Raw genomic sequence first — 22,870 nt, forward strand, 5'->3', positions numbered from 1 at the left:
ATTTAAAATCAGCAACTCCCTAAGGGTTAACTCACACCTCAGCACATCTAACCAGAGCAGAAATAAAACAACCTTTTGAATTTAATAAAAATAATCGGTAAAAATACAATCAAAAAAATCGTTAAATAGATTCATGATAAACATTGATTTTTTTATGATTAATCAATTCAATCTTTTTTGATTAAGATCAATAAAAACCTTTAATTTAGTAAAGAACAATGAGCAAGCAAATTAGATTTAATGCCTTTGAAATGAACTGTATTGCGCATCAATCGCCAGGATTGTGGCGTCACCCTCAGGATCGCTCGACTGAATATAAAGACCTCGAATATTGGACCGATTTGGCCAAGATATTGGAGCGCGGCAAGTTTGATGGGGTTTTTATTGCTGATGTTTTAGGCATTTATGATGTTTATCATCAATCAGCAGTACATGCGCTCACAGGTGCCGTACAAGTTCCGGTGAATGACCCTTTACAAATTGTACCTGCCATGGCTGCGGTGACCAAACACTTAGGCTTTGGCCTGACCACCTCGATTTCTTTTGAACACCCTTATCCCTTTGCACGGCGCATGAGTACCTTGGATCATTTGACCAAAGGCCGCATTGGTTGGAACATCGTCACCTCATACTTGGAAAGTGGCTCAAAAAATTTAGGTCTTAAAACTCAAGTCAGTCATGATCGACGTTATGACATCGCTGATGAATATTTAGAGGTTCTCTACAAGCTTTGGGAAGGCTCTTGGGAACAAGATGCTGTATTGCGTGATAAAGAAAAAGGCATCTTTGCCGACCATCGCAAAGTTCATCCCATCAATCATCAAGGTCAGTATTTTAGCGTTCCCGGCATTCATATTTGCGAACCATCACCGCAACGTACCCCTGTGCTCTATCAAGCAGGTGCATCCAGTCGTGGGCAATTATTTGCCAGCCAAAATGCTGAATGTGTATTTATTTCAGCGCCCACCAAAGCCGCAGTTAAAAAGCTGGTACAAGGTATTCGCTCCAAACTGCTTGAACAAGGCAAAGACCCACATTCGATTTTAATCTATACCATGCTATCCATCGTGGTGGATGAAACCGATGCAAAAGCGCAAGCAAAATTTAAAGACTATCAAAGCTACGCCAGCTATCACGGCGGACTCACTTTGGCATCAGGTTGGTCAGGAGTCGACTTCTCGCAATTTCATGCAGCAGACAAAGTTGAATACATTCATACCGATGCGATTCAATCGATGCTGGATTCTTATGTAAAAGCCGATCCGAATCGAATCTGGACCATTGAAGAGATTGCGAAATTTATTAGTATCGGTGGCAATGGCCCAGTACTGGTGGGCTCAGTTACAACTGTGGCCGATCAACTACAGGCATGGACCGAAGAAACCGATATTGACGGCTTTAACTTGGCCTATATTTTGGCGCATCAAACTTTTGAGGATGTGGTGGACTTTCTGGTGCCAGAACTACAGCAGCGTGGCGTGTATCCAACTGAATATACCGAAGGGACGTTACGAGAGAAGCTGTTTGGCCAAGGTCCGTTATTAACAGAGCAGCACCGTGGGGCAAGCTATCGCTATCATTCAACAGCGAAAACCAACAACAATATAGAACTCGCTTAGGTTGATACACCACAGCGAGTTCTGGTCGATCTTAGTCTTGATACATCGGTTTATTGTCATTCAAGGCAATCAAACCACGGATGGCACGATACACGATCCACACCCATGCCCCAAAAATCACCGCAAAGGCAAAGGTGGTTGCAGAAACTGCAACACCTGCAAAGGCCGTCCCGTTATCACCAGTAAAGAACAGGAAAGAGAACGGAATAAAAGCAATAATATTCCAAGCCAAATACCACCAGAAGGTGCGGATTTGCCACGTAAAGTGGCTTTCAAAAATCGAGCCTTGGACATCACTGCGTTTGACATAGTTGATGATCAAGGCAATGATTGCCAACAGACCACCAGTAAAAATCGCAATGATATAAAGCACATACAGCACTAAAGTTAAAGTACGGTTTGGATCTTGATCAACGGAATAATTCATTTTTATTTAATCTCCAGAAACAAACTCCCTCAATCAATAGAACACATTGAGCGGAGAAATTAGCCAACATATCAATAGTATATGGAAGACTATGGTACAGAAATAAATCTTACGAAACGGTTGTTTTTGTGTTTTATGTCTCAGTTTTTGCTGAGCAAGCCAACCACCGCACCATCCACCCAAAGAATCCACGATATGCAAAGTCTGCTCTGGAATACGTCGATTACCCAATTGTGCTGCTTCTTTGTCTTGCGCATACAGCCAATAACTCAACACATTCATCAAGCTGACAAATAATAAGGTATACGGCGGTAGCAATTTACTAAAGCTTGCGATCAGCATAAAGACTATATAAATCACAATGCCAATCTGCATCGCAGACCAGCGTTTCGACGCTGTAGGCTGACTCGGACGAGCACGATGCTCAATCACTTGGGATGCTTTCAAATACGTCGCCTGTTGAGCGCGGTAACGACCGCGCTCATCCAGAATCACCCCATATTCCAAGGCACAACCGACCAAGGGTCGCGGACCTGTGCGAGCAAAGTCTTTGATATGGATAAAGACACGATCTTTTGCTGTGTCATTGGGTTGGATAAAGCCATAGCCTTTATCATCAAACCATTCAACTAAACGACCTTGATCTCGCATGTCTATTTCCTAAGCTGTGATTCGTTGTAAACGGTCTTGTAACATCATGCGCATTTCCAGCGGATCTTTTTGCAAAATATCATCGCCTGTACGCCCTTGCTCAGCATTTTTCTGCGCCACTTGTAAGCGCATACTCCAGAAACGGCACGCCGCCATCGCCAAGAAGATATTTAAACAGGCCAACTCATCAACGGTCAGTTGACGAATGCTTTGATAGGCTGCAAGAAAGGCATCGGCCTTGGCTTGATCCAAATGTGCTTGTGGATAGGCAGTACAGAAGTCATTGATACTAATCGCAATATCAAACAACCATTCATCTTGATTCAATTCATAAAAATCAAGAATACCCTGTAGTTGATCGCCTTCAAACAAGGTGTTATCCCGAAATAGATCCGAATGAATAAAGCCCGTAGGACGGTCTGGATGCTGTTGGGTAATGGCAGCAAAATGCTGGAACACCTGCGCCAATAATGCCTGATCTTGCGCATTCATTTGTGGCTTAAGTTGCTCAGCAACATCTGACCAATATTGATGATTACGATTAAAATCCCGTTCTAAAGGAAAGCCTTGTAAGGCCAAATGCAATTTTGCCTGTGCTTGTGCAATCGCTTGAATTTGGATAATACTGGCGTCTTCTGGATGCTCACCCATCAAGCGCGGCGCAATTTGTGCAGGCTTATCTGCAATACTATGAATGGCCTGCCCACTGTGCTTTAACGGCACTGCCACAGGCACACCTGCCTCACCCAAACAATCCAGTACAGGTACCAGTTCACCTGCCCCTTCAGCATCTAATTCTTCAAAAACCGTTAAAACATATTGTTTCTTTGATTGATCCACCAAAAAATAATTGGTGTTTTGAATACCGCCTTGGATTGGAATCAGGTCAATCACCGCTAAACCATAGGGCTCAGCAAAGGCTTGAACTTCTTCTAAACTCAACGGGGTATAAACCGACATGGAAAACCTGCAAAAAATAGCTGTGAAGTTTGATAGAATACCTGTTCCCTCCATGAAGGTGTAGCACCCCTTTCTTTATTGGCGATTTTTTGGAAAATTTTATGCTCGCAAAACGTATTATCCCTTGCTTAGATGTTGATAATGGTCGAGTCGTCAAAGGCGTTCAATTCCTTGATATTCGTGACGCAGGCGACCCTGTTGAAGTGGCGCGTCGTTATAACGAACAAGGTGCCGATGAAATTACCTTTTTAGATATTACTGCTACCCATCATGGACGCGACACCACTTACCGTACCGTAGAACGCATGGCAGAAAGCGTTTTTGTGCCCTTAACTGTGGGTGGTGGTGTCCGTAAAGTTGAAGATATCCGTTTATTGTTGAATGCAGGTGCCGATAAAGTCAGCATCAACTCGGCTGCGGTATTTACCCCTGAATTTGTCCAAGAAGCTTCGCAACGCTTTGGTGCACAATGCATCGTGGTCGCGATTGATGCGAAAAAAACTGGCGAGAACAAGTGGGAAATTTTTACCCACGGCGGTCGTAAGCCAACAGGAATTGATGCGATTGAATGGGCGGTGAAAATGGCCGACTACGGTGCAGGTGAACTACTGATTACCAGTATGGATGCTGACGGTACAAAAGCAGGCTATGACATTGCCTTAATGCGTCAGATCAATGATCGCGTCAATATCCCGACCATCGCTTCGGGTGGTGTAGGCAACTTACAACATTTAGCAGATGGCATCTTAAAAGGTGGTGCAGATGCAGTACTTGCTGCTTCTATTTTCCACTTTGGTCAACACACTATTCCAGAAGCAAAACAATATCTTGCCGCACAAGGTATTGAGATGCGTCTTTAATGAGATGAGCCATAAAAACCTCTCAAGCGAGAGGTTTTTTTATTTAAAAATAGCAACATGTAGACAAAAAAATACCTTGCTAAGCAAGGTATGGAAACTGCGTTATACAACGCTAGAGGGTAAGCACAATATCATTATTTTGAACAAATTCTGAGCATTTAAAATGCTTGAGCTAAATTAGCGAGAAAATGAGTAAAGATATTGACATTAAAAACCAATTTTATTGACAATTCACGACATCCCCCTATTTTTGTCGTCATGATTTGTCAATAAAAGCCTGCTCAGCCCGCTAGATCAATCGAATTTAGGCCACCGATTCTTGCGATTGTTTTTGCGGTTGCTCAGCTACAGGCGCCTCTACCAATTTTGGTTTCTGCTCGACCCATTTTGCAGGGAATACAGATTCAATCGCTTGCGTCAAAACTTTAGACAACGCTGCAGGTAAAGGAATACCCAATGGATTGGCCTCTTTTAAATCCGCAGAAGACACCACACGGGTACCCATCACATAATCAAACCATGGACGGGTCACACACCAGTTGGCATCTTGGTTGGAGTTCATATGATGATCATAATGCCAAGGAATGGTTCGTTTTGCCCAATCGGGTTCTAAGTGCGCACGGCGATGCACATAATAATAATTGCCCGCACTATACAGCGCCGCCAAAGACATGCCTTTTGAGATTGGATAAAACGCTACACTGGCAACCCCTGCCACCACTGCCAATGACATGATTTCATTACGGGTACGCCAATGCTCCACACCCTCAACATAACAATCATCCGAAAACTGCTGTTTACGTACTTCACGATGATGCGCCCAGTGCGATTCCATGCTTTTCGGCACAGGGCTATAACGTGGCTGCCCTGAACGATGTACCCCATGTAAAATGTATTTATGCGCAAACCATTCAAATGCATTTGCAACAGCCAAACCTGCGATAAAACCCTTAATCATGGTTTTCTCCAAATGTTTCCTTATTTTTATTCAAGATATAAATTTTTGTAGGCGAAGTATTGACGATGCGATATATTTATATTGACAAAACACGACAAGATAAAAGGTAGACAGGATGTCTCAACTCAAGAACTATACAGGCTCTGTTTTTGGTGGTTTGGGGCATTTATTAAAAGCCTATTGTGAAGCAGAGAGCATCAGCATTCCTGAACAATTACAACAGGTTCAAAACCTAGAGCGCTTTGATTATGTGATTTGGCGAGACCTGCTAGAAGACCTGAATCGACTGCATCCGAAGAGTGGTTTAGGCTTGGAGATCGCAGAATACGTGCAACCTAAACACTTAGGCATCATTGCCTATTTGGCCCTGTCCTGTGAAAACCTAGGTGAAGCACTATCTCGTTATCATGACTTCCATCGCCTGATTTATGATGGTAGCCCTTTGGTGGTTGAATTTAATCACCCTTATGCATCAATTCGTTGGGAAGCTCCTGAACCACATCCGACCCAATTGACCGATGAAATCGCGATTGCCTTGATGGTGCAGTTCCTTAAACTGTTTATGTCGGGTGACACCATTCATCTGCATGAAGTGCATTTCGTCAATGCAGCGCCAAAAAACATCAGCATTTATGAGCAGTATTTCCACTGTAAAGTGCGTTTTGAACAGCCCAAAACACAATTATTATTACCAGTCAGCGAAGCTTTTAAGCCACTCAAAACAGGTGATCACACCTTACAACAACTGTTGTTGCAGCAAGCCCAAGCCTTGCTAGATAAACTGCCTAATTCGACCCAACTGGATCAACGCCTTCAACATGCCATTTTGACTGGGCTACAAAAGAACCAATATCAAATCGATTTTATCGCCGAAAAACTAGGTCTGTCCGTGCGCCAATTACAGCGTCATTTACAACAACAAGACACCACTTTTCAAGAACGGGTACAGCAGGTCCGTTTTATGCTGGCAACCGAATATTTAAAAGACCCTCATCTGAGTTTGCAAGAAATTGCGCTACTGCTCTGTTATTCTGAACAAAGTGCTTTTCAGCGTGCGTTTAAGATCTGGACGGGACAAACCCCGCAACAGTGGCGGAATAACAACACAATTTACAGTTCTTAATAAAAAACACTGAAGAACTAACGGTTTCACAACAGATCAGTTTCATTGCACGTTTTATATAAGAGCCTATATACCTATGTGAATTAGTTCACAATTTTTTCACGAGGGTTAAACATATCCATAATAAATTTTGGATGCTTGCTTTTTTATTTTTTATAACTGATGTGGTGATAACAATGAACAAATATTTAGCAGAATTTCTCGGGACCTTTTGGCTTGTTTTTGGTGGTTGTGGTAGTGCTGTGCTTGCAGCTGCATACCCAGAACTTGGCATTGGTTTCTTAGGTGTTGCATTAGCATTTGGTTTAACTGTTTTAACAGGTGCTTACGCTTTCGGTCATATTTCTGGTGGTCACTTTAACCCAGCCGTCAGTGTTGGTTTATGGGTCGGTGGACGTTTTGATTCTAAAGATCTAGTCCCTTATATCGTGTCTCAAGTGATTGGTGGCGCGCTTGCAGCATTCGTGCTGTACATCATTGTCCAAGGTCAAGCTGGTTTTGCTGGTACTGGCGGTTTCGCAACCAATGGTTATGGTGAACTCTCTCCAAACCATTTCTCTGTCGCTTCAGCATTCTTGATTGAGGTTGTTTTAACTGCATTTTTCTTGATCGTGATCATGGGTGCAACGGATCGTCGTGCGCCTGCTGGCTTTGCACCAATCGCAATTGGTTTGGCATTAACATTGATCCACTTGATCAGTATTCCAGTCACCAACACATCAGTAAACCCTGCACGAAGTACTGCGGTTGCGTTATTTGCTGAAACAGCAGCAATCAGCCAACTTTGGTTATTCTGGGTTGCGCCAATCATCGGTGCCATCATTGGTGCAGTGATCTACAAATTTGTGGGCAGCGAGAAAGACTAAGCGCGATATATCCCATAAAAAAAACAGCCTGCAACGGCTGTTTTTTTTATTTATAGGAATGGATTTTCAATATCCTGCTCAGGTTTTCGCTCAATCTGCTCAGGAAGTTGTTCTTTTTCCAAAGCGGCAACTACGTCATTGATAAAGCTTTGCAATGCCTTGGCGGTTTTCAGACCTGCCTGATCTTTGGTAATCTGCAAATTGCCATAAAGACTGACGCAATCGACCTGATTTTCCAAAGTCAGATCATAAATTGCCGAAGACTCATCACCCTGTTCAAAAGGTTTAAACATCGTTTCCCTCTCATTGTTCTTGTCTATCCCACAACATGAGCCAAGCAGGCTGACTTTGCAAGCTGTACTTATCGCAAGATTTGTAAGAAATACTGCACCAAAGCATTCACCAATTGATTAATCAAAGCTTGCTTGGTTTCTTCATCAATTTGCGGGAATTTACTTTCAGTGGCATTGGTCGGTTTTGAACTAAAGTCACGCTGCTGCGCTTGAATCGCATCGGTTTTAGCATCTTCAGCACATTGACTCTGACCATCCCAATGTGAGTAGCTAATGTCTTTATTCGGCTTCACTTGCTGCGCAGACACAGGCAGTTGATAGACATTGCGCTTCTGCTGTTCCGTCAACTGCGGAAATAAATTAATTCCCAGTTTCTCTTCCAAATAGCACACACTCACCACTTTGACCTGCTGAGAATTATTATTTGGCGCATAGTAGGCCCCAATAATCCCCTGCTTGGGTAAATACACCGCTTTGTACACCGCAGTCGGTACAATCACACCACTGCCAATGGTTTTAAGGCGTTTGCCTTCAAAGACTGGACCTGTCAGCACATAGGCATCTTTATGCTGCTTGGTCACCATCGAACGCACAGCTTCTTCTAATTTACGCCACACTTCCTGATTATTTTTAGGCGCTTGCGGCACCATATTGGCCAATGAGAAGCTGTCATATTGCGCCGCAGTATTATTCATATCACCATTCGGCGCCATATGACCACGGTCATAGCCCGAACCACGATAGTCCGACAATAAAGCACGATGAGCGGGCTTTACTCGTGTTTCCTCGTGGAAATTATCTTCCCGTTTAATTTTGACGCTCAAGCGTTCTGGGGTCAGATATTCTGCCGTCCATAATGGGGTCTTGGAAATACCTGAGTACATCACATTAAAATCATTAAAACACAGCGCATAGCTGTCTTTTTTCAGACTGTCTTTGCTGAGTAAAGGCGGAACATCACGATAAAACTGTTTTAAACAACCTGTATTACTGGATTGAAATGGGATGAACTTGGAAATTTTTTCACTGCCAAAAGCGATCGCAAAACTCCCTGTTGCGACCAGTGCCAACATCATTTTTCCAACATTTTGGCTCAAAAAAGCAAATGGGCTTTTACTCTTTCGGGTTGGTCTCTTTGCCATAACTACATCAAAATCAATATGAACGCGCAGCTTAACAACTCAAAAGCCCTGTGTATATTGAGTTCCAGCCCAGAGCGACACTTTATGTCGCAAATCTGTACACTCAGTCAACAGACAATAAAAAAGGCACTCGAAAGTGCCTTTTTCTCTAGTTTTATTAAATTTCGATCTGACTACCCAGCTCGACCACACGGTTGGTTGGAATCTGATAGAAGTCACTGACAGGGCTGGTATTACGCTGCATCGAGATGAATAACTTTTCACGCCACGGCGACATGCCATCTCCCACGGTATGCACAATACGATCACGTGAAATAAAGAAGCTCATTTGCATCATATCGAATTCAAAACCAAGCTCCTTATACGCTTGTTCTAATGCATTCGGTACATTCGGCTGATCTTTAAATCCGTAGTACATATAGATTCGATAAAAATGCTCATCCAGTTTTTCAACTTTTAAGCGATCTGCTTCAGCCACATACGGAATATCTTGGGTATACACCGTGACCATCACATTACGTTCATGCAGCACTTTATTGTGCTTAATGTTGTGTAACATCGCATGCGGCACAATATTCGGTGTACCTGTTAAGAAAATTGCTTCGCCTGGTACGAAATGAGTTTCTTTGCTCATGCCAATGCTTTTGATAAATAATTCAATTGGCAAAGCATTGGTTTCCATACGGTTATAGACGATTTCGCGACCACGTTTCCACGTCATCAAAATGGTATATACCACCACACCAATCAAGATCGGCACCCAACCACCTGACAAGATTTTTAATGAGGTTGAACCCACAAAAATTAGATCGATAATCAGGAACGGCACTGCAAATATGGCCACTTTCCACAACGGCCAACGCCATACCCCATAGGCTAAGGTCGAGATCAAAATTGTACCGCAGAGCATGGTCATGGTCACGGCTACACCATAAGCACTCGCCAACTCTGCACTGCTTTCAAACAGTAAAATCAGAATCACCACCGAGATAAACAGCACCCAGTTAATGAACGGTAAATAGATCTGCCCTTGTTCCACATCCGAAGTATGGTGCACGGTTAAGCGTGGTAAATAGCGTAATTGAATGGCTTGATTCGCCATCGAAAATACGCCAGTAATCACTGCTTGAGAGGCGATCACGGCTGCGGCTGTTGCTAAGCCAATCATTGGGAATAAAGCCCAATCTGGCACTAATAAATAGAACGGGTTTTCAATGGCTTTGGCATCACGCAACAGTAATGCGCCTTGTCCTGCATAGTTTAGAAGTAAGCAAGGCAGTACCACCAAGAACCACGCCAATTTAATCGGCACACGCCCAAAATGACCCATGTCGGCATACAACGCCTCACCACCGGTCATGGTCAGAATCACTGCACCCATGGTGATAAAGGCAACTGTCGGTTGATCAAAGACAAAATGGAACGCCCAATACGGATTGACCATCATCAAGACATAAGGCGTTTGGATGATGCTCCAGAGTCCAATCAAACCGATTGAAGCAAACCATAGCAGTGTAATCGGTCCAAAGAATTTACCCATGGTGGCAGTACCATGTCGTTGCACCATGAATAATGCCGTGAGGATACCCAAAGCAATCGGAACCAGCCAACGATCTAAAGCGGGTGTCACCAGACTCAAACCTTCAATCGCAGACAGTACTGAAATTGCTGGGGTAATGATCCCGTCACCAAAGAACAGTGATGCCCCGATAAAGCCCAATGCAATCAGAAAGATTTTATTTTTATTACTAAAAACGGAGGAGCGCAGATTCAGTGCGAGCAATGACATGATCCCGCCTTCACCATTGTTGTCCGCACGCATGATCATTGAGACGTACTTAAAACTGATGGTTAGGTTCATACACCAGAAGATCAGCGAAAGAATACCTAAAATCGAACCTTCACTGATATCAACATGTCCTGTGACAAAGCATTGCCGTATTGCATAGAGTGGGCTTGTTCCAATGTCTCCAAATACCACCCCTAATGCTGCCAGCGTCATCGCGGGCAATGCGGCTTTTTTTGCAGTACTTTGCATATGATGTTGTCTTCAAAATTGAACGTTATATGGCGCAATATTATCACTAGCCAAAAAGTTTTTCTGCAAATCTGTTCGACTACAACTTGGCAGCGTGCATTTTTTTGGGTACTATCGCACACCTTGGTGAGGTGTCCGAGTGGCTGAAGGAGCACGCCTGGAAAGTGTGTATACGTTTGCGCGTATCGAGGGTTCGAATCCCTCTCTCACCGCCAAGTTTACTTTCTATGATATCTCATAGAGTCCTAAAAGCTTAAATCCAAAGGGTTTAAGCTTTTTTTATTGCCTTATGTTTTTCAATCAATCTTAATAAAAACTATATATTATAAATAAAAACAAATATTTATAATAAAATTATCTAATAATTTAAATCTAGTTTTCATCAACTTTCCGAACTCTCTCAATCGTAATGTACTCATTTGGAATAACGATCTGTTTCTCAACCTTTTTAACTTTGTAAGCAATCAGAGTGTTTTTACCAATACCTTGGAATAAAACTTTTACATTCTTAAAAATAAAGGTTTGATGTTCACTTAGCTCAGGAGTTGTTGTTTTGGGTAAATCAATTAAGTTGGCATAAGGGGCTTTAATATACAGTGTCGCTTTTTCTATACTGACACCTGTTTTTTGCATCGTGAAATCTAAGAATACTTTGCCAATATCTCCAATAAAAAACATAGGTACAAGAGGAATTAGGATAAGAAAGAACGATATTTGTATACTGTCTTTGATATGTGTTTCTAATCTCTTTAATTTAGCTCTGGCAAATGTTTTAAGATTTTCACTGGCATCAGGATCATCAATAATATCCTTTAAATTTTCAAACTTATTGCCAAACTCCTTGATCTTCTGTCTATTAATATAAAAAGCATAATAGAATAGCGAAATAAAGGCCGAAGTAAGAGCTACATAAAAGCTGATTTTCCAATGTAATAACAACAAACCACGAATGGTATATAAGAGATATAGGGAGGCAATCAATGTAAGAATACTTATCTTTGGGAAGGGAAGTTTTTTGCCTATTCGTGTATGCTGTGGCAAATACTTATCTACAGTACTAAGAATTAGATAGACCATAGGCATTAAAGAAATTCCAAAGAAAAACAGTACCATGCTTAATCCAGCATAGACAATTGAACAGGCAACAAAAATCAATAGAAAAATAAGTGTATCGCCAAAGCTAATTTCTGAAGGGATATAACCAATTGTGAGCAGATAGGCAACCAAGCACAATATTCCAATCGAAATAATTGCTTTTATAGTTGTTAGCCCTACTTCATGCCACTGACTAAAATTATTTAAAAATCTTGTTGTTAAATCATTCATTGCTTATTAAACCAATTTTTATAATGCCCTTAAAATGAGCTTCCCCCAAAACACCTAAATAGCCTTAATTGGCCTAGTATCTTCGCTTTTAACAATAAAAAATAGATGAAATCAGACTAGCATGTTGTTGAGTTACTAAAATATGCTTATCTTTTCAAGTTTTTAAAACGGATAATACAAAGCTACTATATTTTTAAATCAAAGCGATTTAGTAAATCTGTAGTTTTAGCATGCAATTCGGCATAATACATTGTGCGCTTTCTACCTAGCGGCGGCTTTTTTATCGGTAACTCTTTAATTTCATGTATAAGGGGTAATCGCTCAGTAAATTCAAAATTATCAGAAACTTTACTGAACTCATCTTTTTTAAGCTGTTCATCATCACAAAAAATATCATAAGCACGATGTTTTTCAGCATCCCAAAATGCTGCAAATGCTTCCTGTATGGTTTGCCCTGTTACCATCTTTGGAATTTGCTCATTGATAAACTTTTCAATCAAATCACGTTTATCGTATAAAGAAGCATCAGTATTCAGTATTTCTGTAAGTTGTTTAATTCTCTTCTCTCGCTGATCCTGACGTTTTGTCTTCATGATCAACTCAATTAGATCCATGATGTAATCAACATTGATGCGATCACTAAACAATAAATCAAGCTGGAAGTCGACTTCATCCAATACAGAATGCTTCGCTACGGAGGACTGATCATTAGATTTGAGATATTTAAAAGCTAAATCTTTGTATTTTGATGAATAGTCTTCAAAATCTTGTCTGGTTAAAGATGTTTTCTCCTGATCATATTCAGAATACATTTTTAAACGGTTGTTCAGCTTCATTACTTCACGGAAAGCATGCACAAACGACAGTTTTTCACTTTCTCGATATAATTCATCGACTGACTGACATGTAGGTACAATATTCAATAAGGTGCTGACTGCCGCCTCATATTGCTGTATCACTTGTTCATAAGGACTGACAATAACGACATTTTTTGCCTCCTTATTCGAAAACATAATCAATGCGTCATCAGTTGCTTGCTTAAGATTTCGGAAGCATACAATATTTCCAAAAGGCTTCGCTTCACCATAGATCCGATTGGTTCGTGAGAATGCCTGAATAAGTCCATGATGTTTTAAGTTTTTATCAACATAAAGTGTGTTGAGAAGCTTTGAGTCAAACCCTGTTAAAAACATATTTACGACAAGCAGAATATCAATTTCTTTGCCTTTGTTTTTATCTGTACCATAAGCTTTAAACCGACTACTAATATTTTGATAATAATCGTAAAAACCCGCGCCTAAGCTAAAGTTGGTATTAAAAAGTTGATTATAATTTGCGATATATTGCGTTAATTTTTTCTCAGCAAAAGGATCAGCTTGTTTAGGGGCATCGACTTCTTCTTCAGCTACAAAATCCTCGTCTGCTTCACTGTCTTGTTGCGACGGCATTTGTGCATAGGAAAAGATGGTTGCAATATTGAGGGGTTGATAAAGTTCATTATTTTGCTGCGCCTGCTCTAAAAGCTCTGCTTGTACTTGTACAAACTTATCATAATATTGAATCAAGGCTGGAACTGAGGATACACAAAGCATAGCGTTAAATTGACGCTGTTTGGTTTTGTTTGAATGTATGTCAATTACCTTGCGAACGATCTTTTCAATTCGCTTCTCATTTTCAAATAATTCTTTTTTATCAATCGCTTTTATTTTTTCTTGTTCGGACTCACCTGGGTTTTGATGAACAAAACGTCCTAGATAATCAATGTGAAATGGCAACACGTTACCATCATGAATCGCATCTACAATGACATATTTATGTAAAAGCTTTGGAAATAAATACTCAGTCGTAAATTTTTCACCAGCAACTTTATGTCCATTATCGTCAAAAATTGGTGTTCCCGTAAAACCAAACATTTGTGCATTTTTAAAGAATTTTTTAATTTTCTGATGAGTTTCACCAAACTGACTACGATGACATTCATCAAAAATAAAAATGACCTTTTGATCTTTTAAAGCGGCCATTTCAGTTTCATAACGTTCATTCGAGATCGCATTATTGAGTTTCTGAATGGTTGTAACCACTAAACGGTTATCTAAAGACCTTAGTTGTCTGACTAAATTTGCAGTATTGGTCGTGCTGTCGACACTGTTTTCACGGAACTTATTAAATTCTTCTGCTGTTTGTCCATCTAGATCCTTTCGGTCTACCACAAAAATAATACGTTGAATTTCTGGAATTTTGATGAGTAGTTGACTGGCTTTAAAAGACGTTAGTGTTTTGCCCGACCCTGTGGTATGCCATATATAAGCATTTTCTTGTGCTGTTTTGACATACTCAATAATTTTTTCTACTGCATAAATCTGATAAGGTCGTAGAATCATCAAACTATCAGTGGACTGATGCATGACAATATATTGCGTCAGCATTTTTGTCAGATGTTGTGTTCCTAAAAATGCAGCAGTGAACTGGGTTAGATCATTAATTGTTTTATTATTTTCATCTGCCCACGGAAAAGCAAATTCAATATTTTGTGTGCCATTGGAATAGTACAAACAATTCACGCCATTGCTAATCACAAAGAACTGAATAAAGCCAAAAAGTCCTTGCCCTGATTTATATGCTGTTTTGGCATATTCCAAAGTTTGTTTAAAGGCTTGGCTAATTTCGACGCCACGCTTTTTGACTTCAATTTGTACCAGTGGAAAGCCATTGACCAATAAAGTCACATCAAAACGACTGCTATGTCCATTTAAATCACGGTGATCAGCCACGATCTGGTTAGACACTTGAAAGATATTTTCTTGAGTTTGTTCACTTATAAAATGTACGTGTTTCACCGTCCCTTCATCAAAGTTGACAGGGCAGCGATTGCGTAATAATTCTGCTTTTTTAAAAACGGTCGTTTCATTACTTAAGTAATGCCAGATTTGCTGCCATTCTGCATTAGAAAAAGGTTTTACAATTTTATTAAGCTGTTGAATTTTTTGTCTAAGATTATCCAATAAAGCTGTTTCATTACGGAGCTGGACCCGTTCATAACCTAAAGTCTGTAATTGTTCGATTAATAATGCTTCTAGCTCAAGCTCTTTTTGGATAGTCACGCTACAATCTCTTAAATTTGTTTATAAATTTTTGATCTGTATCAAATTAATCATGTAAAAATAACATTTATTGAAGCGCTCTTCTATATTGATCTAAGAGAAAATGCCTACAATTAGAAATAATCATCGAAAAAGTTGTTTAATCAGACTCAAAATATATTCTAAGTTTTCTGTATCAGAGACCACAATTTCACAATCACCATTTCCCCAATGCCCGATATTACTGACATCTCTTGCAATTTGTTTTGGATCATCTAACTCTTCGAAAGGCATATTTAACCAAATACGGATTTGTTTTGTGCCAATACTCATATAGACGTAGTTGCGCTTTCCTTTACGTAATGCAATATACATTTTTTTGGGATTAACTTCTAAATCAGAAGTTAATCCTAAGATTGAATCTCTAAACTGTTCATATAGTTCTTTAATATCATCCGACTTATCTGCAAGGTGATAATCCTCATCATATTGTTTTATTTCTTTGGAAATCGTTTTCATTTCCTTAGAATTGTCAGTTTGAACCTGTTTAATCGACGGCGCTGATTTGGTTTTTTGCATCGGATTAATGGAAAGAATATCGCCCTGATAGCGTTTTATTTCCCACAGCTCAATGCCTAGGTCTTTAAAGTTGGTCGATTGTTTCTGAAAATCAGTAAAACTTGGTGAAACGAAGATAATTCGACTTTGTGACCAATCTACGTCTTGGCGTTTTAGATTTTTAGCCTGACTTTCATTGTATTCGACAATAAAGTCAGCTTTGTATTCAAGCATCAGATTGAGATAAGAAACGCCTTGATCAATCACACTAAAGTTGCGTTCACGCTTGTATTCAATGATTACAAAGGCTTTGCTTTCAGGATCAAACGCGAGCGTATCAATACGGTTACTTTTAATCGTAAACTCTGATTTAATGAACTCTAAGCCTGTAAACTCATCTAAGTTTTTTTCAAATATGGTTTGAATTTCTTTCTCTAAGCGAAATGGCTGTTCAATTAATTCAACAAGTTTTTGACCGTGTGATTGATAAATTTGCATATTTCCCGTTCGCCTTAAAATGACTCATTGTATATCTAAAGATTTCTATACTTTTAAATAATAATGATTAATTATCATCAAAACTACATACTGAACCTTGTAATATCATTCCAATCAAAGTGTATTTTCCTTGCTGTATATCTTTTGAAAAAGTAAATGCATCTATACTCTTAGCATATTTTTTAGGTTTTCCATTTACTAATTCATCAATATCAATAACCACTTGATAATGCGTTTTGCCTTGAATATTCTCATATTCAATAGTAGGTCGCATCGTCAATAGCACTTCAGGACTACTCTTTATCAGCACTTGATTCACTTTTTTGGTCGTTTGATAGTCATTCTCTTTCATTTTATAGACATTTTTCATTATCTCATTGAGATTAATTTGAGTAATGTTTATTTTTTCGAAATTAAAGGTATCGGCAAAACTTAGATTGCTCATAAAAAGGAACGTTGCGAGCCAAGTTACTTTTTTCAATAATTTTTTCATGATCCTAGCCCTAATAATTAAACAAACATCTGCTGCAGCAAGCCTAGCAGGTGTGCAATCTGCTCATCTTCAAACTGATATTCGCTTTGTATAGTCATTTTTCTCAATTTCCACCAATCAGTTTAAATGATTAAAAAAACTGTTACTTCCACTCAAGCTCAACATGATTTAAAATTTTATGCGTAAAGATAATATGATCTGTGACTGTATCTAAATCAAATTCTGAAAAATCCCACTTCAGACACCACCATTTACTATTTTGTTCATCCCATTCACCTGAAAGCATGTATTTAGAGTCATCTAACAATACTTTAATCTGCTCTCGTAATTCGCTCGTAGGTTTGTGAACGTACATACGAACAGAACAACTCATTGGCTTATTATTTAAGCGTAAATATAAGATTGAACTCGAAGCAGCTTTCCAATTTTGCCCTCTAAAATAGAAAGCTGGACCATTTGGCCAAGTTCTTTCCTTTGCTTCTGCTTGATAATTTTCACCTAATGCGATCTGTAGTTGTGTATTAATATGCCTAATAATATCTTGAAAAACGCTCTGCTTTAAATCAATCAATTCTTGAATTTTATACATATTATCGACAACAAAATTTAAACGACTCATATCTATGTCCAATAAATGATTAAAGCTATCTAGGTGTAATAAAAAATCGCGGGCAAAAACAGCCCATTTATTTAGAGTTTGATTAAATGCATATTGTGATACATGCGGTCTAATAGATGTCGTCAGTTGGGTATAGGACAAGCCTAACCAATTCGCTATCGTACATTTACCATTCGGGCATAAGACAATGCTGATGAGACGTTTTTCCTGATCTTGTCGATTTTGATACTCAATTTTCTTATTTGCCCAAGCTTCGTATTCTTTAAAAGGATTATTTTGATGATGATACACTTTCACTTCTACAATGATTAAAGCGTTATCGGTCTCCACCCATAAATCAATAAATTTGCCTTGATCTGTCACCTGTTGTGTAGAGAGTTGCTTAAACTCTCCAAACTCAAAGTCTTGATATTGCTCATACTGTTTTAGAGCGGCAATAAAACCTTGATGAAAACTATCCCCTAGTTGATGTTTCTCATTTGGATTGAGAAAGAAAGCCAATAGTTCAGTGATTGGGTTTTCATGGTGATTGTTCAATGCTGTATCAAAAATCGTAATTTCCCGTTCAGGTTTTTTATATTGCTGGGCTTTAAGCAATAAATTCTCATATTTTTGAATCAGTTGGTCTTCTATTTCCTGCATTTTTTTGCTCTATGTCCCTATCTGCTATCACAGATTTTTATATATTTTGAACTAATAATTTTAGTATCAGCTCAAAATATTCCCCTAAAATTTAGTTTTCCCGTCACCAATATAGGCAATGAAATTTAATTATTGGTTTCACATTTAACTGCTTTCGCAGGTGTAATATTTTTTGCTGAAACAAGTTGGGTTAAATCAAAACCTTCTGTTTCTTCCACGAACAAGTTGTAGTCTTTAATGGTAATGGTTGCCTTACCTTCATACTTGCAATAGTCTTTTTTAATACTATCGGGCAATTTAAATGTTTTTTTGGCTTGTTCAAAATTGCTAAAGCAGAACCATGCGGTTCGCTCATCACCTTTTGGACGAGGAATAAGCGCAGAAGATGTTTTGTTTGGTTCAAAGCAAATCGCATCACCCATATAGTCTAAATATTCAGGGTCTAAAGTACGTGAGTAAGTTCCTGTTAAGGTCACACTTCCTTTATAGTGCTTAAAACCAGAAATATCTTTTTGATATTTAAAAGTTTGTGCTTGTGCCAAGATTGGCAATGTCATTAAAGCAACAAGTATAAGTTTTTTCATCATGATCCTGTTTTAGGTTTTATAAAGTATTAAAAAGCAAAGTGACTTTTCACTTTACTGATATGAAAATATTAAACAAACATCTGCTGTAACAAGCCTTTTTTCCACTGTTTGGCTTGTTCAATTTGCTGCACTACGACTTCAATTTTTTGGTCGATGCTCGATAAGAAATTAGCGATTTTAGTTTGTTCAGCTAATTGTGGCTTGTGAATTGATAATGAACGAATTTGTCCCAAAGCCAAAAACTTTTGCGTATTTCCTGTATTCAGCAAAGCTACCTGTTTTGCAAAAAAACTACTATTTAGATAATGGATTAGATAAATATTTAAAAGTTCATCTTTCTCTTTTATGAGTGCTACATTTTTTATAGCAAAACCATCTGATTTTAAAAGTACTGGATTACCAATTGTTCCAATCATCCCAAAAATAATATCACCAATATTTACTGCTGAACGTTTATTAATATTTAAATAATCATCTTCAGAAATTAAATTGATATCAGTTAAATCAAGCTTTCCATTCTTAAGGTTTTTTGAAGTAATAAGTGGATAACCGTCTTTAACATAAGACGGAGAATCATGCGTTCCATCCCGAACATCTGAAACCTTACTTAAAGTAACCTCCTCCCACTCCCCAAACTCACTACTATCATCCGCTTTAAAACGAATCTGCTGGCTAAATAGCTTCTGCATCATGCCTTGTTTATATTGGCTGAGTAGCTCATGTTTTTGAGTAAGTTGGCTAATTTTTTCATCGACTGCGGATAGAAAAGAGGCGATTTTAGTTTGTTCTTTTAAACTCGGAACTATTAATTCTAAAGGTTTTAAGACTTGTAAATTAATATTCTTCTGAGCATTTTGAGTTGCTTGAGAATCTAAAAAATCCTTTTGAAGATCGATAACATTCTTCAAAAAAATTGTATTGGTTAATTCTTTTTTGGGTTGTATTGCTACAACACTATCAGGGCAAGCAACAGGATACTGGGTAATTGTTGTATCACCAATATTTGCAGCTATCGTAATCAAAATAGTATCTTCAGGAAAAACCTTACTAACCTTGATACCATCTTCATTTAAAGTTTGACTAAAGCCTTTCAAATACACATCTGAACCAGTTACATCACCAGTTTGAACAAATGGCATCTTTCCACCAAAGTAGCGCGGATCATTTCTAGGGCGAACTGAAAATTTTCCTCGTTCAACCTCAGCTAAATCATCCAAAATAACTTGTGACCAACTTTCATCGAATTCGTTAAATCGTAATTCTGGTACAGACATTACTTCACCTCCGCAAATGGCGAAGCAATCCCAAGCTCTTTGCAAAACTCAGTTATGATGGCATCAGTCTTTTGACTCTCAACTTCCAAAGCCTGCAAGGCTTGTGCAATTGCATTGAGGTCAATCTCGTCCTCAGCTTCAAAAGTATCGACATAACGCGGAATATTGAGGTTGTAATCGTTGTCTTTCACTTCTTTGAGAGAAGCTACTTTGGCGTATTTATCAATATCCTGACGGTTTTCAAATGCGCCAATAATATTATCTAAATGCTCAGGCAATAACTTGTTTTGATTTTTCTGCTTCTCAAACTCGTTACTGGCATCAATAAACAAAATATTGTCTTTATACGTACGGTTTTTCTTCAACACCAAAATACAAGTCGGAATAGTCGTGCCATAGAAAATATTGGCAGGTAAACCAATAATGGTATCAATCACATTCATCTGCTCAATCATAAACTGACGAATATGTCCCTCACTTGAACCACGGAATAATACCCCATGCGGAAGTACTACTGCCATTGTACCGTGCTCATCCAGTTGATACAGCATGTGCTGTACAAAAGCCATATCCGCTTTAGAACTTGGTGCAAGCTTACCGTAAGACTTAAAGCGCTCATCATTCATAAATAGTGGATCTGCCGACCACTTTGCTGAAAATGGTGGATTCGCCACAATTGCATCAAACTTTTTATCTAAATGCTGCGGCTTTCTGAGGGTATCTTCTTGACGAATATCAAACTTAGAAAAATGCACATCATGCAAAATCATGTTCATACGCGCCAAGTTATACGTGGTGCGGTTCATTTCTTGCCCATAAATCGCATCGACATGATTGCCCACTTCACGCTTCACCCGTAGCAATAAAGAACCTGAACCACAAGTCGGGTCATAGACACTACGTAAACGGTCCTTACCTTGAGTAACAATACGCGCAAGTAAAGTTGAAACCATTTGTGGAGTATAGAATTCCCCTGCTTTCTTCCCAGCACCAGATGCAAACTCACCAATCAAGTATTCATAGGCATCACCCAAGACATCCGATTCTGTATTTGAAATATCAAAATCAATCGCATCTAAATGAATGATGACTTTGGCTATCAATTCATTGCGATCATTGGCATTGTTGCCTAATTTGGTCGAAGTTAAATCGAGATCTTCAAATAAGTGGGCAAAGTCATCCGCGGAGTCAGCATCTTGCGTGCTTTGTTCAATACTTTTTAAGGTCTGAATTAAATCATCTAAAATAAATTCTTCTTTTTCAGCACGCTCTGTAATGCTATGAAATAACTGACTCGGCTCTAAAAAGTACCCCATATTTTGCAAGCTTTCTTGCTTAAGGGCTTCTAAAAATTCTTGGTGTTCTTCATTATTCGTATCTAAATCTGTAAATTGAATACCCTCATCTACAAGCTCGGCGTTGGCACTGTTTAAGACTTTCTCAGACAAATATTTATAGAAAATAAGCCCCAAAATATAGTCACGAAATTCATCTGCACCCATTTTGCCGCGCAAAGTATTGGCAATATTCCATAGTTGTTTTTGCAGTTCTTGGAGCTGTACTTGAGTCATGTTAAAAAGTAACCAAAATCATCATTTTAGAATGTGGATACTTTGGCATATTTATCATTTTTTTTTAAGTCATATTTTATCAAACCAACATCATCTGATGCCTGCAGGACCTTCCAATACAAATAATAATTAGAGATATACCTAAATAGCATTTGTGATCATTTATCTTAAGCAACTCCTAGAAACTTTCAAACTACGTATCAATTTCATTCAAAGTTTGTTTCATTTACATCATGAATAATTTCTTTCAATTTTACCAAAAATAAAAACTCATATTTATTCGGTATTCATAAAACTCTTAGCCTATTATTTTGCTACTCTATTTCTTTTATTTTTCTAGCTTTCACTATGCTCAGTTTATTTGTTTACGGTACTCTAGGGCCAAACCGTCCCAATGCTCATGTTATGGAAAATATCGGTGGCACATGGGCAGAAGCACATGTATTTGGCACACTCAAACAACAAGGCTGGGGCGCTGAATTGGGCTTTCCCGGTATTGTGCTCGATCAGAGTGACAACAAGGTATCTGGCTTTGTGTTTTTCTCAGACAATCTCGAACAGCACTGGCAAGCACTGGATGAATTTGAGGGTGCAGGCTATCAACGTGTTCCTGTCAAAGCCCATTTAAGTACAGGTGAAGTGATTGATTCCTTTGTCTATGCACTGAATAATTAAGCTGAAATTGGCGAAAATTCGACAAACGAATTAAATTTATCTGATTGCTCATTTTTTCGCTTGTTTTTTTAAACAGATTCTGTAGAATTCTCGCCACGTTGCCGGCATAGCTCAGTTGGTAGAGCAACTGACTTGTAATCAGTAGGTCCACAGTTCGAATCCGTGTGCCGGCACCATTTCTCGCTTTACTCTCGTTTCTTCCCCATCATTTTTTCAAAATGCGAAATATTCGGATTTAACAGATCCCATTCATTTGCATGACTCACAAAACATTCTGCTTGCGGTTGATACAAATTTGGATCATCCAATGTTCCTGCACGTATCGAAATCATCTCAGGCACCAATTCCGGCAGACCGAACATTTGCGAACCACAGTTTGGGCAAAATGCACGGCGAATCGGCTTACCTGATAATCCCAAAGACTCAAAATATTTTAATTCACCATTAATTTTCAATTCGGATTGATGAAAGAAGGCAATCGGTGCATAAGCACTGCCTGTAGCTTTCTGACAATCACGACAATGACAATTAAAACGATAACGTGGCGCAACCTCCGCCTGATAGCTCACTGCCCCACACAGGCATGAACCTTTATATTCATTTGGCATCT

General features: G+C 38.9%; 20 protein-coding genes, 2 tRNA genes and 2 pseudogenes. 7 read left to right on the top strand and 17 right to left on the bottom strand.

Translation table 11 applies throughout. The features are described 5' to 3' along the window. Positions 1-218: 218 nt before the first annotated feature. Positions 219-1,619 carry an LLM class flavin-dependent oxidoreductase gene (locus F896_RS17765; RefSeq protein WP_016162349.1) on the top strand — a complete coding sequence of 467 codons (1,401 nt, stop codon included), beginning with the start codon at positions 219-221 and terminating at the stop codon, positions 1,617-1,619. A gap of 31 nt (positions 1,620-1,650) precedes the next feature. On the opposite strand, the gene F896_RS17760 is transcribed toward F896_RS17765, so the two are convergent. From F896_RS17760 to F896_RS17750, 3 genes are read right to left on the bottom strand one after another with little or no spacing between them, the layout of a single operon-like run. Beyond that, a complete protein-coding gene (locus F896_RS17760) occupies positions 1,651-2,046 on the bottom strand; it encodes a DUF4870 family protein (RefSeq protein WP_004657312.1) in 396 nt (131 codons plus the stop codon). A 33-nt stretch (positions 2,047-2,079) separates the two neighbouring features. Then, on the bottom strand, positions 2,080-2,697 hold the full coding sequence (locus tag F896_RS17755; RefSeq protein WP_016162350.1) for a DUF1294 domain-containing protein: 618 nt from the start codon (positions 2,695-2,697) through the stop codon (positions 2,080-2,082). 9 nt (positions 2,698-2,706) lie between these two features. Next, positions 2,707-3,657 (bottom strand): homoserine kinase, encoded by a 951-nt coding sequence (locus F896_RS17750; RefSeq protein ID WP_016162351.1) that lies wholly within the window; start codon positions 3,655-3,657, stop codon positions 2,707-2,709. A gap of 101 nt (positions 3,658-3,758) precedes the next feature. Here F896_RS17750 and hisF point away from each other — a divergent pair, with 101 nt between their 5' ends. Further along, positions 3,759-4,517 carry an imidazole glycerol phosphate synthase subunit HisF gene (gene hisF, locus F896_RS17745; protein ID WP_016162352.1) on the top strand — a complete coding sequence of 253 codons (759 nt, stop codon included), beginning with the start codon at positions 3,759-3,761 and terminating at the stop codon, positions 4,515-4,517. Between the two features lie 304 nt (positions 4,518-4,821). Here hisF and F896_RS17740 read toward each other — a convergent pair whose 3' ends face one another. Further along, positions 4,822-5,475 (bottom strand): sterol desaturase family protein, encoded by a 654-nt coding sequence (locus F896_RS17740; protein WP_016162353.1) that lies wholly within the window; start codon positions 5,473-5,475, stop codon positions 4,822-4,824. 115 nt (positions 5,476-5,590) lie between these two features. On the opposite strand from F896_RS17740, the gene F896_RS17735 reads away from it, so the two are divergent. Together F896_RS17735 and aqpZ are read left to right on the top strand one after the other, a co-directional pair. After that, complete coding sequence (locus F896_RS17735; RefSeq protein WP_016162354.1) at positions 5,591-6,598, top strand: AraC family transcriptional regulator; 1,008 nt, start codon at positions 5,591-5,593, stop codon at positions 6,596-6,598. A 176-nt stretch (positions 6,599-6,774) separates the two neighbouring features. Then, a complete protein-coding gene (aqpZ, locus tag F896_RS17730) occupies positions 6,775-7,464 on the top strand; it encodes an aquaporin Z (protein WP_016162355.1) in 690 nt (229 codons plus the stop codon). 50 nt (positions 7,465-7,514) lie between these two features. Here the strand turns inward: aqpZ and F896_RS17725 are convergent, their stop codons facing one another. The 3 genes from F896_RS17725 to F896_RS17715 all read right to left on the bottom strand — a co-directional run bounded on the left by F896_RS17725 (position 7,515) and on the right by F896_RS17715 (position 10,937). Further along, a complete protein-coding gene (locus F896_RS17725; RefSeq protein ID WP_016162356.1) occupies positions 7,515-7,757 on the bottom strand; it encodes a hypothetical protein in 243 nt (80 codons plus the stop codon). Between the two features lie 68 nt (positions 7,758-7,825). After that, entirely contained in the window at positions 7,826-8,899 is a 1,074-nt protein-coding gene (locus tag F896_RS17720; protein ID WP_032881988.1) for a DNA/RNA non-specific endonuclease, read from the bottom strand. Between the two features lie 157 nt (positions 8,900-9,056). Next, positions 9,057-10,937 carry a potassium transporter Kup gene (locus tag F896_RS17715; protein ID WP_005209331.1) on the bottom strand — a complete coding sequence of 627 codons (1,881 nt, stop codon included), beginning with the start codon at positions 10,935-10,937 and terminating at the stop codon, positions 9,057-9,059. A 125-nt stretch (positions 10,938-11,062) separates the two neighbouring features. Here F896_RS17715 and F896_RS17710 point away from each other — a divergent pair. After that, a tRNA-Ser gene (locus F896_RS17710) sits at positions 11,063-11,152 on the top strand. 157 nt (positions 11,153-11,309) lie between these two features. Here the strand turns inward: F896_RS17710 and F896_RS17705 are convergent. From F896_RS17705 to F896_RS17670, 9 genes and pseudogenes are all read right to left on the bottom strand, one after another. Further along, positions 11,310-12,263, bottom strand: coding sequence for a hypothetical protein (locus tag F896_RS17705; RefSeq protein ID WP_016162358.1), 954 nt, complete (start codon positions 12,261-12,263; stop codon positions 11,310-11,312). A gap of 185 nt (positions 12,264-12,448) precedes the next feature. Next, a complete protein-coding gene (locus F896_RS17700) occupies positions 12,449-15,364 on the bottom strand; it encodes a type I restriction endonuclease subunit R (RefSeq protein ID WP_016162359.1) in 2,916 nt (971 codons plus the stop codon). A 123-nt stretch (positions 15,365-15,487) separates the two neighbouring features. Beyond that, complete coding sequence (locus F896_RS17695) at positions 15,488-16,399, bottom strand: DUF5655 domain-containing protein (protein WP_016162360.1); 912 nt, start codon at positions 16,397-16,399, stop codon at positions 15,488-15,490. A 67-nt stretch (positions 16,400-16,466) separates the two neighbouring features. Beyond that, positions 16,467-16,892, bottom strand: a complete 426-nt coding sequence (locus tag F896_RS17690; RefSeq protein WP_016162361.1) for a hypothetical protein — start codon at positions 16,890-16,892, stop codon at positions 16,467-16,469. A gap of 142 nt (positions 16,893-17,034) precedes the next feature. Further along, positions 17,035-18,153, bottom strand: coding sequence for a PD-(D/E)XK nuclease family protein (locus F896_RS17685; protein WP_016162362.1), 1,119 nt, complete (start codon positions 18,151-18,153; stop codon positions 17,035-17,037). Between the two features lie 125 nt (positions 18,154-18,278). After that, on the bottom strand, positions 18,279-18,737 hold the full coding sequence (locus tag F896_RS17680; RefSeq protein WP_016162363.1) for a hypothetical protein: 459 nt from the start codon (positions 18,735-18,737) through the stop codon (positions 18,279-18,281). 71 nt (positions 18,738-18,808) lie between these two features. Next, positions 18,809-19,534: pseudogene (locus tag F896_RS21420) on the bottom strand (restriction endonuclease subunit S); the annotation flags it as partial. Next, a pseudogene (locus F896_RS21425) lies at positions 19,523-20,014 on the bottom strand (restriction endonuclease subunit S); the annotation flags it as partial. The pseudogenes F896_RS21420 and F896_RS21425, both read right to left, overlap by 12 nt. Then, positions 20,014-21,585 carry a type I restriction-modification system subunit M gene (locus tag F896_RS17670; protein WP_016162365.1) on the bottom strand — a complete coding sequence of 524 codons (1,572 nt, stop codon included), beginning with the start codon at positions 21,583-21,585 and terminating at the stop codon, positions 20,014-20,016. The gene F896_RS17670 and the pseudogene F896_RS21425, both read right to left, overlap by 1 nt. A 348-nt stretch (positions 21,586-21,933) precedes the next feature. Between F896_RS17670 and F896_RS17665 the strand changes: the two genes are divergently transcribed. Beyond that, complete coding sequence (locus tag F896_RS17665; protein WP_016162366.1) at positions 21,934-22,260, top strand: gamma-glutamylcyclotransferase family protein; 327 nt, start codon at positions 21,934-21,936, stop codon at positions 22,258-22,260. A 100-nt stretch (positions 22,261-22,360) separates the two neighbouring features. Beyond that, positions 22,361-22,436, top strand: a tRNA-Thr gene (locus F896_RS17660). Between the two features lie 9 nt (positions 22,437-22,445). On the opposite strand, the gene F896_RS17655 is transcribed toward F896_RS17660, so the two are convergent. Continuing rightward, a complete protein-coding gene (locus F896_RS17655) occupies positions 22,446-22,868 on the bottom strand; it encodes a GFA family protein (protein WP_005201535.1) in 423 nt (140 codons plus the stop codon). Positions 22,869-22,870 lie beyond the last annotated feature (2 nt).

The organism is Acinetobacter genomosp. 15BJ (genome assembly GCF_000400715.1).
Lineage (GTDB): Bacteria > Pseudomonadota > Gammaproteobacteria > Pseudomonadales > Moraxellaceae > Acinetobacter.